Below are 24,292 nucleotides of genomic sequence, written 5' to 3'. Positions count from 1 at the left end.
CGCAAAAAAGGATGAATTTGAGTCAGTTTTTCAAAGTGGCGGGCCTCACGGGCCGCCCATCTTCAGGCCGTCGATACTACGCGCAAGCGCACAGCAGTCGAAGTGAGCCGCTTCTGTGAGCGAGAATACTCAACGCATTGCGCGTAACAATGGTGGACCGCTCTTTCCCAATAAGCCATGACAGCCAAGAAAAATATTGAAATCCTGCGGGTCACACACCTTCGTGGCCCCAATATCTGGACCTATCGCCCGGTGATCGAGGCTTGGGTGGACATCGGTGAGCTGGAAGACTTCCCTTCCAACACGCTGCCCGGCTTTTACGAGCGCTTGACGACTTGGCTACCCGGCTTGATTGAGCACAAATGCAGTCCCGGGGTGCGCGGCGGCTTTCTGGAGCGCTTGCGTGAAGGTACATGGGCAGCCCACATCATGGAACATGTGGCCCTTGAGATTCAAAACCTCAGCGGGATGCAGACCAGTTTTGGCAAAGCGCGCCAGATGTCCAAGCCCGGGGTCTACAAAATAGCCTTCCGCACCCGCCAAGAGCAAATTGGACGCAAGGCGCTGGTGGTGGCCCGCGATTTGATCATGGCCGCCATCAATGACACCGCCTATGCCCTCGAAGCCCAATTGACCGAGTTGCGCGACATGGTCGACTCCCTGTGTCTCGGGCCCAGCACCTCCAATATTGTGGATGCGGCCACCGATCGCGGCATTCCGTCTATTCGATTGACCGAGGGCAACCTAGTCCAACTGGGTTACGGCATTGCACAACGCCGGATCTGGACGGCAGAAACCGACCAGACGTCTGCCATTGCAGAAGAAATCGCCAGTGACAAAGATCTGACCAAAAGCCTGCTGAAGGCTTGTGGCGTGCCGGTGCCGGAAGGCACTTTGGTGAACTCTCCTGAAAAAGCCTGGGAAGCAGCGCAAGATATTGGTTTGCCCGTCGCCGTCAAACCCTACGATGGGAACCATGGGCGGGGTGTCACACTGGACCTATCCGACCAAGCCAGTGTAGAGACCGCCTTTCATGTGGCCAAAGAGCAAAGCGGCGGCAGTGTGATTGTCGAAAAGTTCATCCCCGGCAATGAGCATCGCCTGTTGGTGGTGGGCAAACAGGTAGTTGCAGCAGCCCGTGGAGAGTCTGCGTGGGTCACCGGTGATGGCCAATCCACCGTCACCCAATTGGTGAACACCCAAATCAACAGCGACCCCCGCCGTGGCGAAGCCGAAGAATTGCCGCTCTCACCCATAGAACCCGAGAAAAGCCCGGAGGTCCAACTGGTGTTGCGCCGTGCAGGGCTTACACCTGAGTCGGTCCCGGCGAGTGGGCAACGTGTTTTGATTCAGCGCAATGGCAACGTCGCGTGGGACGTCACTGACGAAGTTCACCCCACAGTGGCCGCCGCTGCGGCACTGGCTGCGCGGGTGGTGGGCCTGGATATTGCCGGCATTGATATGGTGCTAGAAGACTGCTCTAAACCCCTCAAGAGCCAGCGCGGCGCGGTCATCGAGGTCAATGCCAGCCCTGGCTTGCTGTTTCACATCAAACCAGCAGTGGGTACTCCACGCAATGTCGGCAAGGCCATCGTGGAGCACCTGTTCACACCGGACGCGGAAGCGCGGATTCCTGTGATCGGGGTCACCGGCACCCAACATACGGGCAGGCTTGCGCGCCTGATTGCCTGGCTGGTGCACATAAGCGGCAAGCATGTGGGCCTGGCGTGCAGCGAGGGCCTGTACCTCGACGGGCGCCAAATCGACAGTCGTGACAGTGCCCATTGGGAACCGAGCCAGCGCGTGCTGATCAACCGCTCGGTGCAAGCGGCGGTGTTTGAAAACAGCAGCCGCATGATCCTGGCAGAGGGCTTGGCCTACGACCGCTGTGCCGTGGGCGTGGTGACGGACATCAGCAACACCCAAGATCTGGTGGAGTTCGACATTCTGGATGCGGAGCAGGCTTACAAAGTAGCGCGAACACAAGTCGACGTGGTGCTGCCCAGCGGAACTGCGGTGCTCAATGCGGCAGACGCGCAAGTGGTAGAGCTGGCTGAGCTGTGTGACGGCAAGGTCATTTTCTATGCCCTGGATGAGACAGCACCCGCTATACAGACGCACCGCAGCAAAGGCGGGCGAACCGTGTTTCTGCGCGCCGGAGAAATCGTCCTTGCGCAAGGCGATCAGGATATTTCCATGATCCCACTCTCGACCCTCAAGCCTGCGAAAGCGGAAAAGCCGGAGATGGTCATGGCAGCTATCAGCGCAGCGTGGGCACTCGACATCCCGGTGGAGTTGATCGGTGCCGGTTTGCGCACCTTCGAGTCCACCCCCAAGAAAACACCTTACTGAGCTCAGCCATGGAAGTTACCCGCATTCGCGCATTACGCGGCCCCAACTTGTGGAGCCACCACACAGCCATTCAATCGGTTGTGATTTGCACCGCGGAAGAGGACGCCGTGTCCTCCATCCCGGGCTTTGAGGCCAAACTCCGGGCGCGCTTTCCGGAGGTCAGCCCCTTCCAACCGGTTGGTCACTTGGAGAGCGTGTCTTTGGCGCGCGTTTTGGAGTTGGTCGCCTTGGGATTGCAAGCCCAAGCCGGCTGCCCAGTGACCTTCAGCTGCACCACACCGACGGTTGACAAACACGTCTACCAGGTGGTTGTGGAATACAGCGAAGAGGAAGTCGGCCACTTGGCCATGGAGTGGGCAGAAAAACTCTGCAACTCCGCGCTGCACGACACGCCCTTTGACTTGCAAGCTGCCCTTGAGGCCCTGCGAGAGCTGGATGAAGATGTACGCCTCGGGCCAAGCACAGGCTCTATTGTGGACGCCGCAGTGGCACGTGGCATCCCTTACAGCCGCATGACCGAGGGCAGCATGGTGCGCCTCGGGTGGGGCAGCAAACAACGTCGTATCCAAGCCGCTGAAATGGATGTGACCAGCGCGATCGCCGAAGCCATCGCACAAGACAAGGAACTCACCAAAAAGCTGTTGTCTGCTGCGGGTGTGCCGGTGCCCGGTGGGCGCTCTGTGGTCGATGCGGATGACGCGTGGGCTGCAGCTCAAGAAATCGGCTTGCCCGTCGTGGTCAAGCCCAACGACGGCAACCAGGGCAAAGGCGTCACCGTCAACATCACCAGCCGGGAACAATTGATCCGGGCTTTTGAGGTCGCCAAAGAATTCCGCGATGACGTTCTTGTGGAACGTTTCATGCCGGGTAATGATTTCCGCTTGCTGGTGGTAGGCGACAAATTGGTTGCGGCAGCCCGTCGGGACCCGCCCAAAGTGGTGGGCGATGGGGTGCACACCATTGCGGAACTGGTGGCCCAGGTGAACGCCGACCCAAGACGCGGCTCAGGGCATTCCACCTCGCTCACGAAGATCCGTTTTGATGAAATCGCGAAAACGACCCTCGCGAATCAAGGCTTCAACGCAGACTCGGTGCCCGCCAAAGGCCAACGGGTGAATTTGCGCAATAACGCGAATCTCTCGACCGGTGGCTCCGCCACAGACGTGACGGATGATGTGCATCCGGATGTTGCCGCTCGCGCCATCGCTGCCGCTCACATGGTGGGCCTGGATATCTGCGGTGTTGACGTGGTGTGTGACACCATTCTCCGCCCGCTGGAAGAGCAAGGCGGCGGCATTGTCGAGGTCAACGCAGCACCTGGCTTGCGCATGCATTTGTCGCCCTCTTTTGGTAAAGGCCGGGCAGTGGGCGAAGCCATCATCGGCAGCATGTTCAAAAAAGGCCAGAACGGTCGCATTCCCATCGTGGCTGTGACCGGCACCAACGGCAAAACGACAACGGTGCGACTGATCTCTCACTTGCTGAATCAGAACGGCATGCGAGTCGGCATGACCAATACCGACGGTGTTTACGTCAACGGCGACTGCATCGACACAGGTGACTGCAGCGGCCCCAAGAGTGCCAAGAGCGTGTTGCTACACCCGGACGTCGATGCCGCAGTGCTGGAAACGGCGCGCGGTGGCATTCTTCGGGAAGGTTTGGCTTTTGACCACTGCGACGTAGCGGTGGTGACCAACATCGGTAGTGGTGACCATCTCGGCTTGAACTTCATTACGACCGTCAACGAGTTGGCCGTGCTCAAGCGTGTCATTGTGCAAAACGTCGCGCCCACCGGTGCCGCAGTGCTCAATGCCGCAGACCCGATCGTGGCAAAAATGGCACCCAAGTGCAAAGGAGAAGTCATTTTCTTTGCGGCGGACATTACCCATCCTGTGATGGCCACCCACCGTGCACAAGGCCAAGCCGTCGTCTACGTGGAGGGCGGAAACATTGTGGCCAGCAAAGGCGACACGCTACAAACGATTGCACTGAGCGAAGTGCCTATCACCCTGAACGGCGCAATCGGCTTCCAGGTCGACAACGTCATGGCCAGCGTGGCAGCGGCTTGGTCTTTGGGTATTTCGTGGGATGTGATTCGCAAAGGCTTGGCCAATTTTTCCAATGACAGTCACAACGCTGCAGGCCGATTCAACCTGTTCAAGTACCGGGGTGCCACCGTGATCGCCGATTACGGCCACAACCCTGATGCGATGCTGGCGCTCGTGCAAGCGGTGCAAGCCTTGCCGGCTACTCGCAGGTCTGTCGTGATCAGTGGCGCTGGCGACCGCCGCGACCAAGATATCCGCCAGCAAACAGAAATCCTGGGCGATGCCTTTGACGAAGTCGTGATGTTCGAAGACCAATGCCAACGGGGCCGCAATGATGGCGAGGTACTAGCCTTGCTGCGCGAAGGCTTGGTCAACGCTAAGCGAACCAAAGAACAATCCGAAGTGTTCGGCGAGTTTCTTGCGATCGACTCAGCCATGAACAAACTCCAGCCCGGAGAGTTGTGCCTGGTTTTGGTCGATCAGGTCGGGGAGGCGATGGCCCACATCGCCGCCAAAGTGGCCAGCGACACCTGAGCCTAGTAAACCTCGGAAACCGGCCCCCGGCCCATCAGCGCAGCGACTGCCTGATGGGCTTTTAACTGCCCGTCCAGCAAACCCACCACCGCCTGGGTGATCGGCATCGGTACACCCAAGGTGCTGGCGCGCTGCCATACGGTACGCGCGCTGTACACACCTTCGGCCACATGGCCCAATTCCGCCACTGCCTGCTCCAGCGTTTTGTTGGCTGCCAAGGCTTGGCCCACCTTGCGGTTGCGCGACAGGTCACCCGTGGCGGTAAGGACCAAATCTCCCAAGCCGCTCAGACCCATGAAAGTTTCTGCTTTCGCACCGAGTGCGATGCCAAGCCGGGTCATTTCTGCCAATCCGCGGGTGATCAGGGCGGCACGTGCATTCAGCCCGAGATGAAGGCCATCGCATAAGCCGGTTGCGATCGCCAGCACATTTTTCACTGCACCGCCAACCTCGACCCCTGCAACGTCTTCATTGGCATACACACGAAGTTCAGGGCTGTGAAAGGCCTCGACCAGCAAGCGCCGCACCGACTCATGCGGGCTCGCGGCGACCAAAGCAGTTGGTTGTCCGGCTGCCACTTCTTGGGCAAAGCTAGGTCCACTCAATACCCCCGCTTGCAAATGGGGGGCTACGGACTGCAAAACTTCGTACCCCAGCAAACCGGGCGCACCCGGCTCCAAGGGCGCTTCAAATCCCTTGCACAACCAAGCCACAGTGCACTGCGTCTGGGCCACTTGTTGCAAGGTCGACCGCAACCCGGCCATGGGCGTAGCGATGATCACAAGATCAAAGCTGCGACCATCCGACGGAGCCAACAGCTTGGAAATGTCTTCGTTCGTGACATTCAAAGCCGGCGGAAAGCCGCAACCGGGCAAGTAGCGATGATTCACGCGCTCTGCCGCCATCTGCTGCACCGCAACAGCATCTCGCGCCCACAAGGTCACTGCGTGCGCTTGCCGTTCATTACGGGCAGCGCTGATGGCGAGCGCCGTACCCCAGGCCCCTGCGCCGATTACTATGATTTTCATAGCTACTTGCGCTGATAAAACGTGGGCGAGAGGCCTAAACCTCTCTGAACCACGTTATTGCGGCAAAGTGCCCGCAGCAGCGCCTGCAGCTTCCATTTGCTGCTGCTCGTACATGGCCTGGAAGTTGATTTCCGAGAGGTGGACCGGTGGGAAACCACCGCGTTGAATCAAGTCCGCCACGTTACCGCGCAAGTAGGGGTACACGATTTGCGGGCAAGCAATACCCATGATCTGGCTCAGTTGTTCCTGGCCGAGGTTGCGAATTTCAAAAATTCCGGCCTGCTTGGCTTCTACCAAGAAAACGGTTTTATCTTTGATTTTGGTCTGCACGGTAGCCGTCACACACACTTCGTAAACGCCGTCTGCGACAGGAGCTGCCTCAACGCCGAGCTGGATGTCTACGGATGGCTGCTCTTGCTCTAACAGAATCGCAGGAGAGTTGGGTTGCTCCAACGACGCCTCCTTGAGGTAGACGCGTTGAATCTGGAAAACGGGATCTTGGTCAGCCATGTCTGAGGTCTCTCTAGATAAACAGAAGCCCGCCGGCACAACGCCGACGGGCTACGAAAACAGAATTCGTTGGTGAGAATTATGTCAGGCTACAGCGCCCAACAAAGGCAGCAAGCCGCCGCTGCTGTCCAGCGCCATCAAATCGTCGCAACCGCCCACGTGGGTATCCCCAATGAAAATTTGGGGCACCGTGCGTCGTCCGGTGAGCTCCATCATTTTCATGCGCTCATCGGGGTTGGCGTCGACTCGAATCTCTTCGATCGTGTCAACGCCTTTGGATTTCAAAATGCGCTTGGCCTGCACACAGTAAGGGCAGACAGCGGTGGTGTACATCTTCACGGCTTGCATGGAGCTCATTCCTTTAGATCGTCAGCCCGGATCAGGCTTTTTCAACTGGAAGGTTAGCCAATTTCCACGCTTTCAGCCCACCCTGCATCGATTGGGCCTGCTCGTAACCCAGTTTCTTGGCAATGTTGACTGCCTTGGCAGAGCGCGCGCCACTTTGGCAAACCAGCACCAAGGGCAAGCCTTTGTTTTTCACGGCGCCTGCGAGCTTCGCCTCCAAGTCAGCGAGCGGGAGATTCTTGGAACCAACGATATGACCGGCAGCAAACTCGGCAGCGTCAGACACATCCACCACATTGGCTTTTTCACGGTTAATCAACTGAATGGCCTTGCCGGAGTCAATGCCCACTGCAGTCGCGCCCTGGAACACGGGCCACAGCAGCAAGCCGCCAGACGACAGTGCGATCGCGATCAGCATCCAGTTATCGATAAAAAATTTCACTTTGTTCCTTCTTGGTTACTTGGCTCGGAGACGCCATTTTAGAATGGAGCTCCTCCAGCTGACGGACACTCCGGCCGGTTTTATCAACGTTTGAACGCACACCCATGTACAAATTAGTCCTCGTACGCCACGGCGAATCCACTTGGAATCTTGAAAATCGCTTCACCGGATGGACCGATGTAGACCTCACACCTACCGGGGTTGAACAAGCCAAAAATGCAGGGCGACTGCTCAAAGCTGAGGGGTATGAATTCGATGTAGCCTACACCAGCGTGCTCAAGCGCGCCATCCGCACTTTGTGGCACACACTCGATGAAATGGACCGCACATGGCTGCCGGTCGTGCACAGCTGGCGCCTGAATGAACGCCACTACGGCGCCTTGCAGGGTTTGAACAAAACCGATATGGCCAAACAGTACGGCGACGCGCAAGTCTTGGTATGGCGCCGAAGCTACGACACCCCGCCACCTGCGCTGGAGGCCACAGACCCCCGCAGCGAACGCTCAGATATCCGCTACGCCAAGCTCCCTGCGGAACAAATCCCGCTCACAGAATGCTTGAAAGACGCGGTAGACCGTGTAATTCCCTTCTGGAATGAATCGATTGCCCCTGCCATCAAGGCAGGCAAGCGCATCGTGCTGGCAGCGCACGGCAACTCGATCCGCGCATTGATCAAGTACTTGGACAACATTTCTGACGATGACATCGTCGGCGTCAACGTCCCCAATGGCATTCCATTGGTTTACGAGCTCGACGAAAACCTCAAGCCGATTCGCCACTACTACCTCGGCGATGCGGAGGCAGCAGCCAAGGCAGCGGCAGCAGTTGCATCCCAGGGCAAGGCCTGATCCCCGGAGATTCTCACTAAACGCCCGCTACCGCGGGCGTTTTTGCAGGTCTTCGCGGAACTGGTACGAGGGTTGCAACTCCAAGGTGTATATTGAGACGACACAGGAAAAACTATGGGTCACAAACTAAAAATCACCGGCTGGGTTGCATTAGGGGTTGTTGCTGGTGCACTCACCACCGTTTCGTTGCAAACCGTTGCGCGCAATTCACTCGCCCCATTGCCGCTGGAAGAGCTACAGCAGCTTGCGACCGTATTCGGAATGGTCAAGAGTGACTATGTGGAACCTGTAGACGAGAAAAAGCTGATCACCGACGCCATCACTGGGATGGTCGCGAGTCTTGATCCTCATTCTCAGTATTTCGATAAAAAGGCATTCAAAGAATTCCGGGAAGGTACCTCCGGAAAGTTTGTGGGTGTCGGCATCGAAATTACCCAAGAAGACGGCCTTGTCAAAGTCGTCTCACCCATTGAAGGATCTCCGGCTTTCCGCGCTGGCCTCAAAACCAATGACTTGATCACCAAAATCGATGACACCGCGGTCAAAGGGCTGACCCTGAACGAAGCCGTGAAGCGGATGCGGGGCGAGCCCAATACCAAAGTGCTGCTGACCATATTCCGCAAGGAAGAAAATCGCACCTTCCCGGTCACGATCATTCGGGAAGAAATCAAGCAGCAATCCGTCCGTGGAAAAGTGGTGGAGCCAGGCTATGCCTGGATACGCGTCAGTCAATTCCAAGAGCGCAGCTTCGAAGATTTTGCCAAGAAAGTGGACGAAATCTACAAACAAGACCCGAAAATCAAAGGCTTGGTGCTAGACCTGCGCAACGACCCCGGTGGCCTGCTGACTGCAGCGGTGGCCATGTCGGCGGCTTTCTTGCCCGATAACGTGACGGTGGTATCCACCAACGGCCAGACTCCGGAAAGCAAGCAAGTCTTGCGGGCTACCGCCAGTGATATTCGCGGCCTGTCGGGTGCAGAAGCTTTGAAAACACTGCCTGCTGCATTGAAGAAAGTACCTGTGGTGGTGCTGGTCAATGAAGGCTCGGCATCCGCCAGTGAAATCGTGGCAGGCGCATTGCAAGACCACAAACGCGCCACGATCATGGGTAGCCAGTCATTCGGCAAAGGCTCGGTGCAAACCTTCCGGCCTTTGGGCCCTGACACCGGTCTAAAAATCACGACGTCACGGTATTACACGCCCAACGGGCGCTCCATCCAAGCCAAAGGCATCGTGCCAGACTTGATGGTGGATGAAACCGAAGAGGGCAGTCCATTCGCGGCATTGCGTATGCGCGAGGCTGATTTGGAAAAGCACCTCTCCAGCGGACAAGGCGAAGAGAAGAAGGACACCGCTCGCGAAAAAGCCCGTGAGGAAGCACTGAAGCGCTTGGAGGAAGAGTCACGCAAACCCGCCTCGGAGCGTAAAGTGCCTGAGTTTGGTTCAGACAAAGACTTTCAGCTGATCCAGGCCATCAACCACCTGAAGGGCAAGCCTGTTCTGGTCAGCAAGACCCAGGTGGAACGCAAAGAAGAAGCCAAAGACAACTGACCCGCCGATGCAGGACGAGGCACTGCTGCGATATTCGCGGCACATCTTGCTCGATGAAATCGGGATCGAAGGACAGACCCGGATTTGCGACAGTCATGTCTTGATTGTGGGTGCGGGCGGACTCGGTGCCCCCGCTGCTCTGTATCTTGCGGCTGCGGGAGTCGGTCAGATCACACTGACAGACCCCGATGTTGTTGACCTGACCAATTTGCAGCGGCAAATCATCCACTCAACGGATGCGATTGGCCGACCCAAAGTGGCTTCTGCGGCCGGCAGTCTTGCTGCTATAAACCCGCTGACCCAGGTCCATCCTTTGCAAATTCGAGCCGATACCGACTGGCTGATGGCTCACGTGGCGCAGATGGATGTGGTACTGGACTGCAGTGACAATTTCGCAACCCGCCAAGCAGTCAATGCGGCGTGTGTCCGGCATCGGGTGCCACTCGTTTCAGGAGCGGCTATCCGGTTTGCCGGGCAAATCACCGTCTTTGACCATCGCACCCATAACGCACCGTGCTACGCGTGCGCGTTCCCAGCCGACGACGCGCCACCGGCGACTCAATGCTCCACCATGGGTGTTTTTGCACCGCTGGTCGGAATCATCGGTGCCATGCAAGCGGCTGAAGCGCTCAAACTGCTGCTGCAAGTTCCGGGCACTTTGAGCGGCCGGATTTTGTTGCTGGATGCACTGTCCATGGAATGGAGCGATATGCGACTGCCCCGCAATACCGCTTGCACTGTTTGCGGAACCTCCAGTGGCCACAATTAGCCTGAGATAGCCGGTCTTTTTAACCCCAAGGTGTTCGCCGTGGAGATCGGGGAAATCAACGCTTCCTGTTAGACTTTGAAACACGCCAAAACCTGATCGTGGAAAAACAAAACCCCTCCCCTGCCTTACAGCTGCATCATTTGCGGCTAGAGAACGCACGAGCGCTTTTGGAGCACGACAACACCGTGTCACTTCCCTCAGCAGTGGACTCCCCTGAAGCTTATTTGCAGGCCGTTATCGATGGCCTGTGCGAGCTGTCCCTGAGAGATCCACTGACCGGACTGGCGAATCGGCGCCATTTCTCGGGGGTTCTGGAGCGGTCTATTGATGTGGTGGCCCGCTCAGGGGAGCCCGCACTGTTGTTGATGCTCGACATTGATCACTTCAAAAAGGTGAACGACACTTACGGCCACCAGGCTGGCGACCGAGTGCTCCAAGTCATTGCCAAAACTCTGACTGGATGTGTCCGGCCGATGGATACGGTCGCCAGATTGGGCGGAGAAGAGTTTTCTGTCATGCTGCCGAGTTGCCACACAGGTTACGGCAAGGTCGTTGCGGAGCGGATCAGGGCACAAATTGAAAATCTGTCCATTCAAATTGCTCCCGGCCTGAGTATCAAAGTGACCGTCAGTATTGGTGGTGCATACGCACCTGAATGGGTGCGATCTACGGGCGCACTGTGGTCGGAGCGCGCCGATTTGCAACTCTATCGGGCAAAAAAAGAGGGGCGCAACCGTATCTTCCTCGACCAACAACAAGAGATCTATGTCAGTGCCGAAGAAAAAAATCTCTTGTTCGGTCACCTGTCTTTGGGTGATCCCGCGTGGATTGAAAGCGTTTCAAATGAACCACCCAACAATACGGGTGCAGGCCCCATGCAGAGGGTATTCTGATGTCTGACGTATTAAACCCACCCCATTCTGCCGAGGGCAACACCGGGTTGCCGACGCAACCATCTGGCAAAGTCATCGCGGTTACCAGCGGTAAAGGCGGCGTCGGTAAAACATTTGTATCTGCCAACTTGGCTGCAGCCATGGCCAAACGAGGCCAGCGGGTCTTGGTGCTCGATGCCGATCTCGGTCTCGCCAACTTGGATGTGGTTTTAAACCTTTACCCCAAAATCACCTTGCACGATGTGTTCACCGGCAAAGCGAAATTGGAAGAGGCCATCATTCGTGCCCCCGGAGGCTTCTCAGTGCTGCTGGCTGGATCGGGGATGGTGGAGTACTCACGTCTCACACCCGAGGTACGCGGCGACTTCCTGCGGATCATGAATGGCTTGGTACCGCATTACGACGTTGTCATTCTCGATACCGGCGCCGGGATTTCTGACGTGGTGTTGTTCGCAGTCTCTCTTGCTGCGGAAGTGATGGTAGTAGCTACTCCGGAACCTACCTCCCTCACAGATGCCTATGCCACTATCAAGGTACTGGTGGGGCAGCAGAAACGACAGACCATTCGTCTTGTCATCAACCAGACCGCCCGCTTGGGCGATGGGCGCGCGATAACCACCCAACTGCAGCAGGTGTTGGATCGTTTTGTCACCACCGACACGGGTAAACACGTGAAATTGGTTCACATGGGAGACATCCCAGCGGACCCTGCAGTACGCCAAGCAATCATGCGACGCCAGCTGTTGCTACAAGCCATGCCCGGCAGCCCCGCTGCGCTTGCAATTTCTCAGCTGGCAGTCAAAGTCGAAGAAACGGTGGGTCTCAAAGCCGAATAAGACTTGCGCTGGCCTGGCACTACCTAGGCTGAGACTATCCAGCCTTCCAGTGGATCCATGGTGGGCGGCAAGCCATAAAGCGGCGCCCCCGCTATATGGCGCAGCTCTGCCCAAGCGGCTAACACCAGGCAAAGCACAGCATCCAAGCTGTCTCCGCTAGGGTCATCCACCAGAGCGTCACGCTGGGCGTGGCTCAACTTGAGACGAACGCCCCATCGGGTCTGACCCATTTCGAGCGCGTTGACCAGGTCTTTGCGGGCAATCAACCGTTCAGGTGTTTGCTTGGCTTTTTCATCACTCTTGTAGCTTCGGCTCCCCAACACTGCTTTTGCGATCAAGCCGGGGTAAGCCTCCAACGCAACCCGAAGATCGGCATCTGGCCTTGTTGGCCGTATTTGCAAGCCCGGGAAATACGCGTTGGCAGCCATCAGACGGGGTACGCCGGCATGCAGCATGAATGCTACGGGTGGGTTGACCCACTTCATGGAGGGGCTGGACTGCGCGGGAAAGTCGGTCGCGCGGTGGGCAAACTTGCCACCCGCAGGGCGCGCATCGCAAAACGCAGCAAAAGCTGTACGGATGTCATCGCGACCCAAGGCTGCGTAATGCCTTATGCAGGCTTCCCAATCCCGAGGCCAACCCATTGCCACGACCAGCTCACGCGGCAAGCCAAAGGGCAAATCGAAGGCACCAAGCCACGACGGCTCACTCTCAAGGTAAGCGGAAAACTCATCCAGAGACGCGAGTTTCTCCAAACCCTGCAGTACCAACCGACCGCCGGCCTGTGCCCCCTTGGCGCACACGATACCTTTGCGCTTGGTTGGGCTACTGGAAAAATCACAACCGATCAGTACACCCATAGGAACCCCGGAGCTATCAACTGCACCCTTGAGTATTTAGAAAGTAGAAAGGCCGGCAAGTGCGGTAGCCGGGCAGCGGCCCACGCCTTTGCCCAACTACATCAAGCGAATATGTGAGATGCCCTCAGGCTAGCTCAGTTGCTGGCATCCCAACAGGTCGATGCAACACCGCGACAAGCCCACCCCAGGCCTGTCCAGCGTCAACCGGGAGTCAAGCACGCCCGATGATGGAGGCCGTGGCCATGAGCTCTTCCAAAAGTGCCAAAGACACTTTGCCAGACACCGAGTAAGGGTCCAACTCTGGACGCTCTGCGTACTTCAGCAGAATGTTGGTGTTGATTTTGGACATATTGACCTGTCCCATCGTCCAACCACCGAAGCGGCGCTCCGTGATTTCCTCGTAGTGCAGCAACACGACGTCTTTGTGACGGGTGTCTTTTTGGATATGGCCATATAACTCACTGACGGCCATGCGCCCGCCTTCAATGGCCTGCAAGAAAATACCGCCCCCGTAGCACAGGATGCCGGTAATGCCACACGTCGGGTTGTAGTTGCGCGACTGTGAAAGGATGGCCTCAATCGCATCGGGATTAGAGTCAATCGCGCGGCTGGCGTAAAGCAAACGAACCAACATGGCATTAGCCTTTCTGGGGAATGAGGGAGAGAAATTCACGACGCAGGTTTGGGTCTTTCAAGAAGACTCCGCGCATGACTGAGTTGATCATTTTGCTGTCCATGTCCTTGACGCCGCGCCAAGCCATGCAATAGTGGCTGGCTTCCATCACGATGGCCAAGCCATCGGGCTGGGTCTTTTCCTGGATCAGGTCGGCGAGTTGCACCACAGCCTCTTCCTGGATCTGGGGACGCCCCATGATCCACTCGGCCAAGCGCGCGTATTTGGACAAACCGATCACATTGGTGTGCTCATTGGGCATCACACCGATCCAGATTTTTCCGATCACCGGGCAAAAGTGGTGGCTGCATGCACTGCGAACCGTAATGGGGCCGACGATCATCAACTCATTGAGGTGACCGACGTTGGGGAATTCAGTGATCGTGGGCGCCGGCACATAACGGCCACGAAACACCTCATTAAGATACATCTTGGCCACACGCCGCGCGGTGTTGTCGGTGTTGTGGTCATTTTCAATGTCAATCACCAAGCTGTTCAACACACCGCGCATTTGCACTTCGACCTCATCCAGCAGAGTCTCGAGCTCGCCGGGCTGAATGAATTCAGAAATGTTGTCGTTTGCGTGAAAGCGCTTGCGGGCGGCTTTCAATCGTTGGCGGATTTGGGTGGAAAGCGGAGTTCCTTCCAGCGCGTCTGTAGAGCTCATAGGGGATTTTGATGTCATGAAAGTCTCGCCATGGTACCAGTGATTGACTTTTAATGTTTTTAGCAAAAGGCCCTTATAAACATTGCGCCAAGCGCTATATATTTAATAGCGCCGCCCACTAAATAGCAAGATCAGTCGCATCACCCCGTAGGCCAGACGATCAAACACCCGTTCGAACCAAGGGCGACGGGCATCTGCCGTCAGATCCCAAGGCCGGGTATGACCCTGAATCACCTGCTCCAGGGCGCCGGACAAGCGGCCTGCAAACTTTTCGTCGTGCACCACCACATTGGCTTCTCTCGCCAGAAGCAAGCTCAAGGGATCGAGATTGGACGACCCAACGGTAGCCCACACTCCGTCGACCACCGCTACCTTGGCATGCAAAAAACCGGGCATGTATTCACAGATCTCCACCCCCCTTGCAGCCAGAAGGCTCAGTACCGGGCGGGCCGCGTGGTACTGCATGAAGTATTCGTATTGACCTTGCACCACGACCTGCACACGCACCCCACGTTTCACAGCGTGGATCAGTGCCCGCCGCAATCGACCACCGGGCAGGAAATAGGCATTCGCCAGCACCACGTGTTCGCGGGCCGCGCCAATCGCCTTGAGATAGCTGCGCTCAATCGTCGTGCGATTGCGCACGTTATCGCGCAAGAGCAGCGCTGCCAGCACGCTGCCATCATCCGCTTTGGAAGCGCCCGGCGCATCACTTGGCGGAGGCAACAACCGAAAGGCCTTCCAGCTTTGGCGGACGCGGGCCCACTGAAGAGACTCCAACTGCCGGGTCGCTTGCAGGCGGGCCCAAAACTGGGCCATCACCGCATGGCATTGTGCGACCAAGGGGCCTGTCACCGCCACGGCGTAGTCGAGTCGCGGCACACTTAGTGCGCCAAAGTGGGGGTCCAGCCAGTCATCCAGGATGTTGATACCGCCACAAAACGCCCGCTGCCCATCGACCACACACAATTTGCGGTGTAGACGCCGCCACCGGCCGGGAATCAACACCCCCGTGTAGCCGAAGGGTGCGTAGCGGTGCCACTGCACTCCACACTGGCGCCAACGCTCCATCCAATGGGCGGGCAGATAGGGGGTACCCACACCATCCATCACCACAAATACCGCGACCCCACGCTGCGCTGCGCGGGCCAAGGCCTCGGCCACATCGGCACCTTGGCCGTTGAAATCAAAAATGTAGGTCTCCAGTCGCACCTCGTGTTGGGCGTCGTCGATAGCCCCCACCAGTGCCGGAAAAAACTCATCACCGCCACTCAACAAATGCAGCACATGGCCTGATCTGACCTCGGGAGGCCTCAGCATGCCGGCCACTCCGTGGGCAAATTCCACTCCGTCACCAAGGGCAGGTGATCTGACATGCGCGCCCACTGCGGGCCGCGCGGCACATGCGAGGCCGCGGGCAACAGGCCCCGGCCCAGCACATGATCCAGTTGCACCAGCGGCAGTCGGGAGGGAAAGGTGGCGCACCGTCGGGTCACAGGGGCCTGCAGTTCAGAGCCTGCCAGTTGCTTCGCCACCCAAGGCCCAAGGTCATTGAAGTCGCCCGCGACCAGCAGCGGGCAGTGCCGCGGTATCTCACGCTCCACATAGCGAGCCAGCTGCTGCAGTTGACGTGCCCGGCTCGTCCGGATCAGCCCCAAATGGACCACCAGCACATGCACACTGCGGCCCGCCACATCCAACTCCACATGCAAAAGACCCCGCTGTTCCAGGCGGTGGTCAGACATATCTTCGTGTTGATGCGTCAGCACCGGCCATCGTGACAGCAAGGCATTGCCGTGCTCACCGTGGCGAGTCACTGCATTGGTGCGGTACACCGCATGGTAGCCCTCGGGAGCCAGAAAGTCGGCTTGGGGCGCTTCAGGCCAATGCGGGAAATGCCGGGATTCACCGTGGTGCATTTTGCGAACTTCTTGCAAACAGAGCACATCGGCCTCCATGCCGGCCATCGCATGGCTGAGGTTGTGAATCTCCAAACGGCGCATCGGGCCAAAACCCTGCACACCCTTGTGGATGTTGTAAGTGACAACGCGCAAATTTGTCATGCCCCGCTCCTCCCCAATGGCAGCCGATCCCGGTGCATCAGCATCAAGATGGCCTCCGCATTGGAAGGAGAAAAGCAGAGGTCCGCTGCATCGGCCATCGGCAGCCAACAGCTATCCGTGTGCTCCGTAGGGCTCAAATGAACATCGGGCTTGTGCGGAACCCCCAAGCCAAACACCCGCTCGGTGTTGTGCGTAACGCCAGGAGCGTATCGGTACAGCCAGCGGGGATAAATCGGATAAATGTTCTCCAGCTCCCAATCGACCAGCCCGTGCTCGAAGGGCCCGCCGGGTCGGCAGTCGAGGCCCGTCTCTTCCCAGACCTCCCGGGCTGCTGTGAAGGCCCAGCTCTCCTCTGGAAAGTCTTTGGCCCCCGTCACGGATTGCCAAAAGGGTGGCGCCAAGGGGTCAGGCTCCACACGGCGTATCAGCAGTACCTCGTGCTGTGGCGTGTAGATCACCACCAAGACCGACTGAGGAATTTTGTACGGCAACGTCATGGGCCTCGCAATGAAAAAGGGCGCCACAGAGGCGCCCTTTCATTGTGCACGACCCGCTGACGGGCCCACCACGTTTCAGGCTGTTTTGGCCAAATCCACGTTGCGCAAGCGGATGTGCAGTTCGCGCAGCTGCTTTTCGTCCACCGGGCTCGGCGCCTGCGTCAACAAACATTGCGCGCGCTGGGTCTTGGGGAAAGCAATCACGTCACGGATGGACTCTGCACCGGTCATCAAGGTCACGATACGGTCCAGACCGAAGGCCAAGCCACCGTGTGGAGGCGCGCCGTACTGCAAGGCATCGAGCAGGAAGCCGAACTTGAGCTGGGCTTCTTCCGGTGTGATCTTCAGGGCATCGAACACCTTTTGCTGCACATCAGCACGGTGGATACGGACAGAGCCACCGCCCATTTCCCAGCCGTTCAACACCATGTCGTAGCCTTGCGAGATGCATTTCTCGGGCGCAGTGACCATCCAGTCTTCGTGACCGGCCTTGGGGGCTGTGAACGGGTGGTGCACGGCGGTGTAGCGTCCGTTTTCCTCGTCGAATTCGAACATAGGGAAGTCGACCACCCACATCGGACGCCAGCCGGCCGTGAACAAACCGTTCTTCTTACCGAACTCGCTATGCCCGACCTTCAAGCGCAGGGCACCGATCGCGTCGTTGACAATCTTTTCTTTGTCTGCACCGAAGAAGATCAGATCGCCGTTCTGGGCACCAGTGCGCTCCAGCACAGCATTCAGGGCTGCGTCGTGGATGTTTTTCACGATTGGGCTTTGCAGACCATCACGGCCCTTGGAAAGGTCGTTCACGCGGATGTAGGCCAAGCCTTTGGCGCCGTAGATCTTGACGAACTCGGTGTAAGCATCGATTTCGCCACGGCTGATACCACCGCCTTCCACCGAGCCACCGGGAATGCGCAAGGCCACCACACGGCCACCCTTCATGGTGGCTGCTCCGGAGAAGACCTTGAAATCCACATCCTTCATGACGTCGGTGAGCTCGGCAAACTCGAGGTTCACGCGCAAGTCAGGCTTGTCGGAGCCGTACAAGCGGGCTGCGTCCTGGTAGGTCATGACCGGGAATTCACCGAGGTCCACACCAATGGTGTTCTTGAACACGGTGGTGATCATGCCTTGGAACATGTCACGGATGTCCTCTTCCGTCAGGAACGAGGTTTCAATATCGATCTGGGTGAATTCAGGCTGGCGGTCAGCGCGCAAGTCTTCGTCGCGGAAGCACTTGGTGATCTGGTAGTAGCGGTCAAAGCCCGCCACCATCAACAGCTGTTTAAACAGTTGGGGCGACTGGGGCAGCGCAAAAAATTGGCCATCGTGCACACGGCTTGGCACCAGGTAGTCGCGCGCGCCTTCGGGCGTGCTCTTGGTCAACATCGGGGTTTCGATGTCCACAAAACCGTTAGCGTCCAAAAACTTGCGCACTTCCATGGCCACGCGGTAGCGCAGCATCAGGTTGTTTTGCATGTAGGGGCGGCGCAGATCCAACACGCGATGGGTCAAGCGGGTAGTTTCGGACAAATTGTCTTCATCCAGCTGGAACGGAGGTGTAACCGACGCATTCAGCACCGTCAGCTCGTGGCACAGCACTTCAATCTTGCCGCTCTTGAGACCGTCGTTGGTGGTGCCTTCGGGACGAGCACGCACCAAGCCCTTGATTTGCACGCAATATTCGTTGCGGATCTCTTCAGCCACCTTGAACATGTCCGCGCGATCGGGGTCGCAGACCACTTGCACATAGCCTTCGCGGTCACGCACATCGACAAAAATCACGCCACCGTGGTCGCGGCGACGGTTCACCCAGCCACACAGGGTTACGGTTTGGCCCAACAGGGCTTCGGTCACAAGACCGCAATAGTGAGTACGCATAGCCATAGAGTGCTTTCGATTCGTCGCAGTGCCTGCGACGGGTTAGTAATAGGGTTATTGAGGCGCGCTACCCGGCTTCACGGGGAGTGCACTGGGGGCCACAGAGCCCATGGAAATCACATAAGTCAACGCTTCGTCCACGCTCATGTCGAGCTCAATGACGTCCTTGCGCGGCAACATCAGAAAGAAGCCGCTGGTAGGGTTAGGCGTGGTCGGGACATACACACTGACAAAAGCATCGCCCAAATGTGAGGCCACCTCTCCGCCCGGCGTACCGGTCTGGAAACCGATAGTCCAGCTACCTTCGCGGGGGTATTGAATCAACAGCGCGGTGCGAAACGCATTCCCATTGCTGGAAAACAAGGTGTCCGACACCTTTTTGACGCTGTTGTAGATGGATTTAACAATAGGAATGTTGGTAAACAACTTGTCCCACTGCTTGACCCACCAGCGCCCTGCCACGTTGGATACCAAAGCGCCCGTCACCAGCAGGGCCGCAAACACCAAAACCACCCCTAAACCGGGAATGCTGTGCAGGTGCTCAATGGTCGGCGCACTGCTGGTCGGTGCGACCGCCGATACGCCACTCAGAAAGCTGGCAAACACGGCGTCCAGCAAACCCACCAACCACAAAAGAACCCAGATCGTGATCGCCAAGGGCAACCAGACCATCAGGCCGGTAAGCAGGTATTTTTTAATGGGCACAGGTGCTCCGGTTCAGGTGGAGGTAGACGGTGTTGAGGCCGCAGCAGGCGCAGGTGCGGCAGCCGGCGCTTCCGATTTCGAGTCCGTTTTTGCGTCGGTTTTGGGTGCTGCGCTGTCTGGGGCGGCAGGTGCCACACCAGTTGCGGGGGCACTGCCACCTTTGAAATCGGTCACATACCAACCGGAACCCTTGAGTTGGAAACCGGCGGCGGTTACTTGCTTTTTGAATGCCGGGGCATTGCACTGAGGGCAATCCTGCAAAGGTGCGTCAGAGATTTTCTGCAATACATCCTTGGCAAACCCGCAGGACTCGCATTTATAGGCGTAAATGGGCATGGAAGTAGAGCTCAGACCTGAAGTTGCAAAACTCTCAATTATAGGTGCGCTGTCAGAACCACCGGAAGCGAGCCCACAGCTGCAGCACCACCAGTCCCACAGAAAACCCGATGACTATCGCCACCAGCGTCTGGAGCAAACGATTGGTGCGCTTTTGCTCCACCAACAGCTCACGGATCAACGCGTCATTGCCGGAGTTGGGCCGCTGCAAGTACTGGTGAAGTAGACCCGGCAACTCCGGCAATAGCTTGGCATAACGGGGCGCCTGGGCCTTGAGCTCCTGCAGCAATTTTTGCGGGCCCACCTGCTGCAGCATCCACTGCTCCAAAAATGGCTTGGCAGTGGCCCACAAGTCCAAGTCCGGATCCAGGTCTCGCCCCAAACCTTCGATGTTGAGCAAGGTTTTTTGCAGCAACACCAGCTGCGGCTGAATCTCGACCTGGAATCGTCGTGAGGTCTGGAAAAGCCGCATCAGCACCATGCCGAGCGAAATCTCCTTGAGTGGCCGGTCGAAATACGGCTCGCAAACAGCCCGCACTGCCGCTTCCAACTCATCTACCCGGGTCGCCGCAGGCACCCAACCAGACTCGATGTGCAGCTCCGCCACCCGCTTGTAGTCGCGGCGGAAAAACGCCACAAAGTTCTGCGCGAGATACTCTTTATCGACCTCGGTGAGAGTGCCGACAATGCCGAAATCCAGTGAGATATAGCGCCCGAATGTCTCAGGCGCCAAGCTCACTTGGATGTTGCCCGGATGCATATCCGCATGGAAAAACCCATCGCGGAACACTTGGGTGAAAAACAGCGTCACGCCGTCACGCGCCAACTTAGGAATATCCACACCCGCTGCACGCAAGGTATCGATCTGGCTGATGGGCACACCCACCATGCGCTCCATCACCAGCACCTCGGTGGTGCAATAGTCCCAGTGCATTTCAGGGATGAGCACCAGGTCCAAGCCCTCCATATTGCGGCGCAACTGCGCCGCGCTGGAGGCTTCGCGGACCAAGTCCAGCTCATCGTGCAGGTATTTGTCAAACTCTGCCACGACCTCGCGGGGCTTGAGGCGCTTGCCGTCTGCAGACAGCCCCTCGACCCAGCCGGCCATCATGCGCATGAGTGCCAAGTCTTTGTCGATCACCCGCAACATGTCAGGCCGCAACACCTTAACGGCCACTGCGCGCTCACGCCCCTGCCGGTCACGCAGCACGGCGAAATGCACTTGGGCAATCGATGCGCTCGCCACCGGCGTGCGCTCAAACGACAAAAACAATTCCGACACCGGCTTGCCCAGTGCACGCTCAATCGTGGCCACCGCGATGGCTGAATCGAATGGGGGCACCCGGTCTTGCAGCTTGGCCAGCTCATTGGCGATATCCAGCGGCAACAAATCGCGGCGGGTCGACAACACCTGGCCGAACTTGACAAAAATCGGGCCCAATCGCTCCAGCGCCTCACGCAGGCGTTGACCACGGGGCTCATCGAGAGAGCGACCGACCGACACAATGCGGGCCAGCAGGCGCAGCCAAGGCTTCTGGAAGCTGGTGAGTACCAGCTCGTCGAGCCCGTAGCGCAGGACAACCCAGACGATAAAAAACCCGCGGCCGAAGCGGCTCATGGCGTAGTGCCGGTCGAACCCGCAGGCGCGCGTTTGGCCACGAACTGCTGCAAGGCCTGGCCGGCGGTGCGGCAGGTTTGCATGAACATGTGCGCTGGCGCATCGCCCATGATCTTGGAAAGATCTTCTTCCACATCCCAGCGCACATGGTCTGCCAGCCAGTTGACTTCAGCGGCTAACTGCACGTCGCCTTCGATCCGCACCGAAGGTTTGGCACCTTGCATGACCGCCTGCGCAATCGCGAAGGGGGAGACTTCGGTGATAGTGAGAGAAAGGTCGGGGGTAGCTTCAGTGTCTGCCAGATCGAGCAGGCCCGCTGCTGTCGCCTGAACCCGGAAGGTGAATTCACGCCATTGCGCGTGAATGACACGCCCTTTTTGTCGCGCCAAACGCTCGGTAGCCTGGGGCTCCTGCTGCAGCACGTGATTGAGCAAAAGCACCACACGACGGTGGCTTTCCTCAATCGCCCAAGCAGGTGGCGTCAGTGGAAGGGGAAAGTTCTGGAAGAGGCCTTCCAGCATAGAAAAAGGGGACTGTGTTGCCATAGTCCCCCATTATCTGCCTGAAAAATGACCGGCTTTACTGCAGGGCTTGAACCCCTGCCACCAACCAGCCGCTGCTGCCGTTTTTGGCCTTGGTCATGTTCCAGACTTCGCGGAACGGGCTAGGGCCTGCCGACAACTCTTCGCGAATCATTCCGGAGAATTCCACGCTGGCCATGTACTCGTCAGGCAACTCCTCGATGCCCAGCAAACGGGCGTCAATCATGACTACATCGGTGTGGTTGGCACCAGTGCCTGTGTGGGCTTCCCGCTCGGCGAGCTGGGACTGGATTTCGCGGGTCATGTCGTCGGTCATCATGGCGCGCAAGGCTGCCACATCCGACCGGTCCCAGGCTGCCTGAAGCGTCACAAAATTCGCTTTGGCAGACTTCAAAAAGCCTTCGGAATCAAACCCTGCAGGCACGCCCCAATTCTGGGAGCCCATCAGCGCAGAGGCGATCATCGAACCGCTGGAAGCCTGAGGCGACTCAAAGCCCATATGGTTTCGCTCCCATGGCCGAGCCGATGCGTCGTTGCCGACATTCTCAGCGCGGTACTGCTTCAAATCCTGCACCGGGGCCGGACCTGCAGGTACCCCTGCGCCCTGAAAAGCAAACGGAGAGGCCTGTTGCACGGAGGTCTTGCGGCTGCGCATAAACCACCCCACCAACATCATGACGCCCAATGCCAACAGGCCGAACATCAAAATATTCCCGAAAGCTTCACCGAAACCCAGTGAGTTCGCCAGCCAAGCCAGACCCAAACCTGCTGCCAAGCCACCCAACATGGCGCCCCAAGGCCGTTTGGGCGCCTGCGCCGCAGCAGGCGCCGCCGCGGGGGCGGGCTTGGCCGCTGTGTTGTTAACGTTTTGCGCAGGAGCAGCAGGGCTTGCCGGTGACGCACCTGCTGAATCCCGCTGGGTGACGTTGCTGGACTGCTTACCGAACGATTTCCCTCCGCCCAGGCGTTTGGCGGCTTCTGCGTTAAAGCCCGAAAGGGATAGCGCGAGTGTCAATGCCAATGCCCACAATTTCATAGTTATCTCCTGGGTGTAACTGTCTTCAGCACTTGATTCCAACATGCAAAGCGGCAATACCGCCAGTCAAATTGTGATAGTCCACATGACCAAAGCCCACTTTGTGCATCAGGGTCTTTAGCTCTTTCTGGCCCGGGTGCATGCGGATCGACTCCGCCAAGTACCGGTAACTGGCGTCATCACCCGCGATCAGCTTGCCCAAACGCGGCAACACCTTGAAAGAGTACCAGTCGTACACCTTCTCTAGGGGGGAGCCACCTTGGAAAACTCCAACACCAACAGCTTGCCACCGGGTTTCAAGACGCGTTGCATTTCTGCCAAAGCCACGTCTTTGTGGGTCATGTTGCGCAAGCCGAAGGCCACGCTGACCACATTGAAGTAGTTGTCGGGGAAAGGCAACTTTTCTGCATCGCACACCAGCGTGGGTAACACGATGCCGGCATCCAGCAAGCGGTTGCGGCCGGTGGAGAGCATGGCTTGGTTGATATCGGTGTGCACCACCTGGCCGGACTTGCCGACTTTCTTGGAGAACGCCATGGCCAGGTCACCGGTGCCGCCGGCAATGTCCAGGGCCTTATCGCCCTCTTTGAGGTTGGCCACCAGCACGGTGTAGGCCTTCCAGGCGCGGTGCAGGCCGGCGGACATCAGGTCGTTCATCAAGTCGTATTTGGGGGCGACGGAGTCAAACACGCCACGCACGTGGCTGGCCTTTTCCGACTCATCGACCGACTTGAAACCGAAATGGGTAGTACTCATAGTTTTAGTCCAAATGGGGCTCTAGCGCTCATGGAATATGCGCGAGCAGCTCCTGAAACAATAGCAAACAGGTCGAGGGTTAGTGGCTGGCACAGCCGTGGCCGCTCTTGGGAGCCATGACTGCATCGCGCCCAACGCCCGCGGCCCTGAGCTTGTCCTCGTAATCCTGCCACAGGCGGGTCTGCTGGGAACCCAAAAAATACAGGTAGTCCCAGGTGTAAATGCCGGTGTCATGGCCGTCTGAAAAACGGGGCTGCACCGCGTAGTTACCCACTTGCTCCAGCGCTTCCAGCATGACATCGCGCTTGCCAGTTTGCAGCGTTTCCTGGCCAGGGCCGTGACCCTGCACCTCGGCAGACGGCGAGTAGACCCGCATCAGCTCAAATGGAATGCGAAACCGAGCCCCATCAGAAAAGCCCACCTCCAGCACACGGCTCTGGCCGTGCACTGTGAGGTCTTGCGGGGCCGGCGCGCCAGCGGTCAAACCTGCCATGGCGCC

The 24,292-nt window shown here is 58.0% G+C and carries 24 protein-coding genes and 1 pseudogene; 7 read left to right on the top strand and 18 right to left on the bottom strand.

Features of this window, described 5'->3' with window-relative positions; all coding sequences use genetic code 11:
- Nucleotides 1-177 precede the first annotated feature (177 nt).
- Both cphA (RAE19_RS13630) and cphA (RAE19_RS13625) read left to right on the top strand, forming a co-directional pair.
- On the top strand, nt 178-2,352 hold the full coding sequence (cphA, locus tag RAE19_RS13630; RefSeq protein WP_313875400.1) for a cyanophycin synthetase: 2,175 nt from the start codon (nt 178-180) through the stop codon (nt 2,350-2,352).
- Between the two features lie 8 nt (nt 2,353-2,360).
- Nucleotides 2,361-4,934: a cyanophycin synthetase gene (gene cphA / locus RAE19_RS13625; RefSeq protein ID WP_313875399.1), complete on the top strand. Its 2,574-nt coding sequence runs from the start codon at nt 2,361-2,363 to the stop codon at nt 4,932-4,934.
- A 2-nt stretch (nt 4,935-4,936) separates the two neighbouring features.
- Here the strand turns inward: cphA (RAE19_RS13625) and RAE19_RS13620 are convergent, their stop codons facing one another.
- The 4 genes from RAE19_RS13620 to RAE19_RS13605 form a co-directional block, all read right to left on the bottom strand.
- Nucleotides 4,937-5,962 (bottom strand): NAD(P)H-dependent glycerol-3-phosphate dehydrogenase, encoded by a 1,026-nt coding sequence (locus RAE19_RS13620; protein WP_313875398.1) that lies wholly within the window; start codon nt 5,960-5,962, stop codon nt 4,937-4,939.
- Nucleotides 5,963-6,016: 54 nt separating this feature from the next.
- Nucleotides 6,017-6,472: a protein-export chaperone SecB gene (gene secB, locus RAE19_RS13615; RefSeq protein WP_313875397.1), complete on the bottom strand. Its 456-nt coding sequence runs from the start codon at nt 6,470-6,472 to the stop codon at nt 6,017-6,019.
- A gap of 84 nt (nt 6,473-6,556) precedes the next feature.
- Nucleotides 6,557-6,820: a glutaredoxin 3 gene (gene grxC, locus RAE19_RS13610; RefSeq protein WP_313876242.1), complete on the bottom strand. Its 264-nt coding sequence runs from the start codon at nt 6,818-6,820 to the stop codon at nt 6,557-6,559.
- A gap of 31 nt (nt 6,821-6,851) precedes the next feature.
- Nucleotides 6,852-7,259, bottom strand: coding sequence for a rhodanese-like domain-containing protein (locus tag RAE19_RS13605; protein WP_313875396.1), 408 nt, complete (start codon nt 7,257-7,259; stop codon nt 6,852-6,854).
- Between the two features lie 104 nt (nt 7,260-7,363).
- Here RAE19_RS13605 and gpmA point away from each other — a divergent pair, with 104 nt between their 5' ends.
- The 5 genes from gpmA (at nt 7,364) to RAE19_RS13580 (ending at nt 12,156) form a co-directional block, all read left to right on the top strand.
- Nucleotides 7,364-8,107 (top strand): 2,3-diphosphoglycerate-dependent phosphoglycerate mutase, encoded by a 744-nt coding sequence (gene gpmA / locus RAE19_RS13600; protein WP_313875395.1) that lies wholly within the window; start codon nt 7,364-7,366, stop codon nt 8,105-8,107.
- A gap of 114 nt (nt 8,108-8,221) precedes the next feature.
- The gene (locus RAE19_RS13595) at nt 8,222-9,658 is read left to right on the top strand and encodes a S41 family peptidase (protein ID WP_313875394.1); all 1,437 of its coding nucleotides are present in this window, start codon (nt 8,222-8,224) and stop codon (nt 9,656-9,658) included.
- Between the two features lie 7 nt (nt 9,659-9,665).
- Complete coding sequence (locus RAE19_RS13590; protein WP_313875393.1) at nt 9,666-10,427, top strand: HesA/MoeB/ThiF family protein; 762 nt, start codon at nt 9,666-9,668, stop codon at nt 10,425-10,427.
- Nucleotides 10,428-10,525: 98 nt separating this feature from the next.
- Nucleotides 10,526-11,320 carry a GGDEF domain-containing protein gene (locus tag RAE19_RS13585; protein ID WP_430962539.1) on the top strand — a complete coding sequence of 265 codons (795 nt, stop codon included), beginning with the start codon at nt 10,526-10,528 and terminating at the stop codon, nt 11,318-11,320.
- A complete protein-coding gene (locus tag RAE19_RS13580) occupies nt 11,320-12,156 on the top strand; it encodes a MinD/ParA family protein (RefSeq protein WP_313875392.1) in 837 nt (278 codons plus the stop codon). Before RAE19_RS13585 ends, RAE19_RS13580 begins: the two co-directional genes overlap by 1 nt.
- Nucleotides 12,157-12,179: 23 nt before the next feature.
- Here RAE19_RS13580 and RAE19_RS13575 read toward each other — a convergent pair whose 3' ends face one another.
- From RAE19_RS13575 to RAE19_RS13510, 14 genes and pseudogenes are all read right to left on the bottom strand, one after another.
- The gene (locus tag RAE19_RS13575; protein WP_313875391.1) at nt 12,180-13,016 is read right to left on the bottom strand and encodes a DUF429 domain-containing protein; all 837 of its coding nucleotides are present in this window, start codon (nt 13,014-13,016) and stop codon (nt 12,180-12,182) included.
- 211 nt (nt 13,017-13,227) lie between these two features.
- Nucleotides 13,228-13,650 (bottom strand): BLUF domain-containing protein, encoded by a 423-nt coding sequence (locus RAE19_RS13570; protein WP_313875390.1) that lies wholly within the window; start codon nt 13,648-13,650, stop codon nt 13,228-13,230.
- Nucleotides 13,651-13,654: 4 nt separating this feature from the next.
- Nucleotides 13,655-14,356 (bottom strand): GTP cyclohydrolase I, encoded by a 702-nt coding sequence (folE, locus tag RAE19_RS13565; protein ID WP_313875389.1) that lies wholly within the window; start codon nt 14,354-14,356, stop codon nt 13,655-13,657.
- Nucleotides 14,357-14,458: 102 nt separating this feature from the next.
- Nucleotides 14,459-15,676 (bottom strand): cardiolipin synthase ClsB, encoded by a 1,218-nt coding sequence (gene clsB, locus RAE19_RS13560; protein WP_313875388.1) that lies wholly within the window; start codon nt 15,674-15,676, stop codon nt 14,459-14,461.
- Complete coding sequence (locus tag RAE19_RS13555) at nt 15,670-16,419, bottom strand: endonuclease/exonuclease/phosphatase family protein (RefSeq protein WP_313875387.1); 750 nt, start codon at nt 16,417-16,419, stop codon at nt 15,670-15,672. The genes clsB and RAE19_RS13555 overlap by 7 nt, the downstream gene beginning before the upstream one ends.
- Complete coding sequence (gene nudB / locus RAE19_RS13550; protein WP_313875386.1) at nt 16,416-16,916, bottom strand: dihydroneopterin triphosphate diphosphatase; 501 nt, start codon at nt 16,914-16,916, stop codon at nt 16,416-16,418. Before nudB ends, RAE19_RS13555 begins: the two co-directional genes overlap by 4 nt.
- Before the next feature lie 75 nt (nt 16,917-16,991).
- Complete coding sequence (gene aspS / locus RAE19_RS13545) at nt 16,992-18,806, bottom strand: aspartate--tRNA ligase (RefSeq protein WP_313875385.1); 1,815 nt, start codon at nt 18,804-18,806, stop codon at nt 16,992-16,994.
- A gap of 48 nt (nt 18,807-18,854) precedes the next feature.
- Nucleotides 18,855-19,499, bottom strand: coding sequence for a DUF502 domain-containing protein (locus tag RAE19_RS13540; protein WP_313876240.1), 645 nt, complete (start codon nt 19,497-19,499; stop codon nt 18,855-18,857).
- 18 nt (nt 19,500-19,517) lie between these two features.
- Nucleotides 19,518-19,841, bottom strand: coding sequence for an FmdB family zinc ribbon protein (locus RAE19_RS13535; protein WP_313875384.1), 324 nt, complete (start codon nt 19,839-19,841; stop codon nt 19,518-19,520).
- A 52-nt stretch (nt 19,842-19,893) separates the two neighbouring features.
- Nucleotides 19,894-21,459, bottom strand: a complete 1,566-nt coding sequence (gene ubiB / locus RAE19_RS13530; RefSeq protein ID WP_313875383.1) for a ubiquinone biosynthesis regulatory protein kinase UbiB — start codon at nt 21,457-21,459, stop codon at nt 19,894-19,896.
- The gene (locus RAE19_RS13525; RefSeq protein WP_313875382.1) at nt 21,456-22,004 is read right to left on the bottom strand and encodes an SCP2 sterol-binding domain-containing protein; all 549 of its coding nucleotides are present in this window, start codon (nt 22,002-22,004) and stop codon (nt 21,456-21,458) included. Before RAE19_RS13525 ends, ubiB begins: the two co-directional genes overlap by 4 nt.
- A gap of 34 nt (nt 22,005-22,038) precedes the next feature.
- Nucleotides 22,039-23,037, bottom strand: a complete 999-nt coding sequence (locus tag RAE19_RS13520; protein WP_313875381.1) for a Tim44 domain-containing protein — start codon at nt 23,035-23,037, stop codon at nt 22,039-22,041.
- A gap of 25 nt (nt 23,038-23,062) precedes the next feature.
- A pseudogene (gene ubiE / locus RAE19_RS13515) lies at nt 23,063-23,793 on the bottom strand (bifunctional demethylmenaquinone methyltransferase/2-methoxy-6-polyprenyl-1,4-benzoquinol methylase UbiE).
- A 79-nt stretch (nt 23,794-23,872) separates the two neighbouring features.
- On the bottom strand, nt 23,873-24,286 hold the full coding sequence (locus RAE19_RS13510; RefSeq protein WP_313875380.1) for a DUF971 domain-containing protein: 414 nt from the start codon (nt 24,284-24,286) through the stop codon (nt 23,873-23,875).
- Between the last annotated feature and the right edge of the window lie 6 nt (nt 24,287-24,292).

This window comes from Rhodoferax potami (assembly GCF_032193805.1).
GTDB lineage: Bacteria > Pseudomonadota > Gammaproteobacteria > Burkholderiales > Burkholderiaceae_C > Allorhodoferax > Allorhodoferax potami_A.
This window is presented reverse-complemented; position numbering and strand designations above follow the sequence as displayed.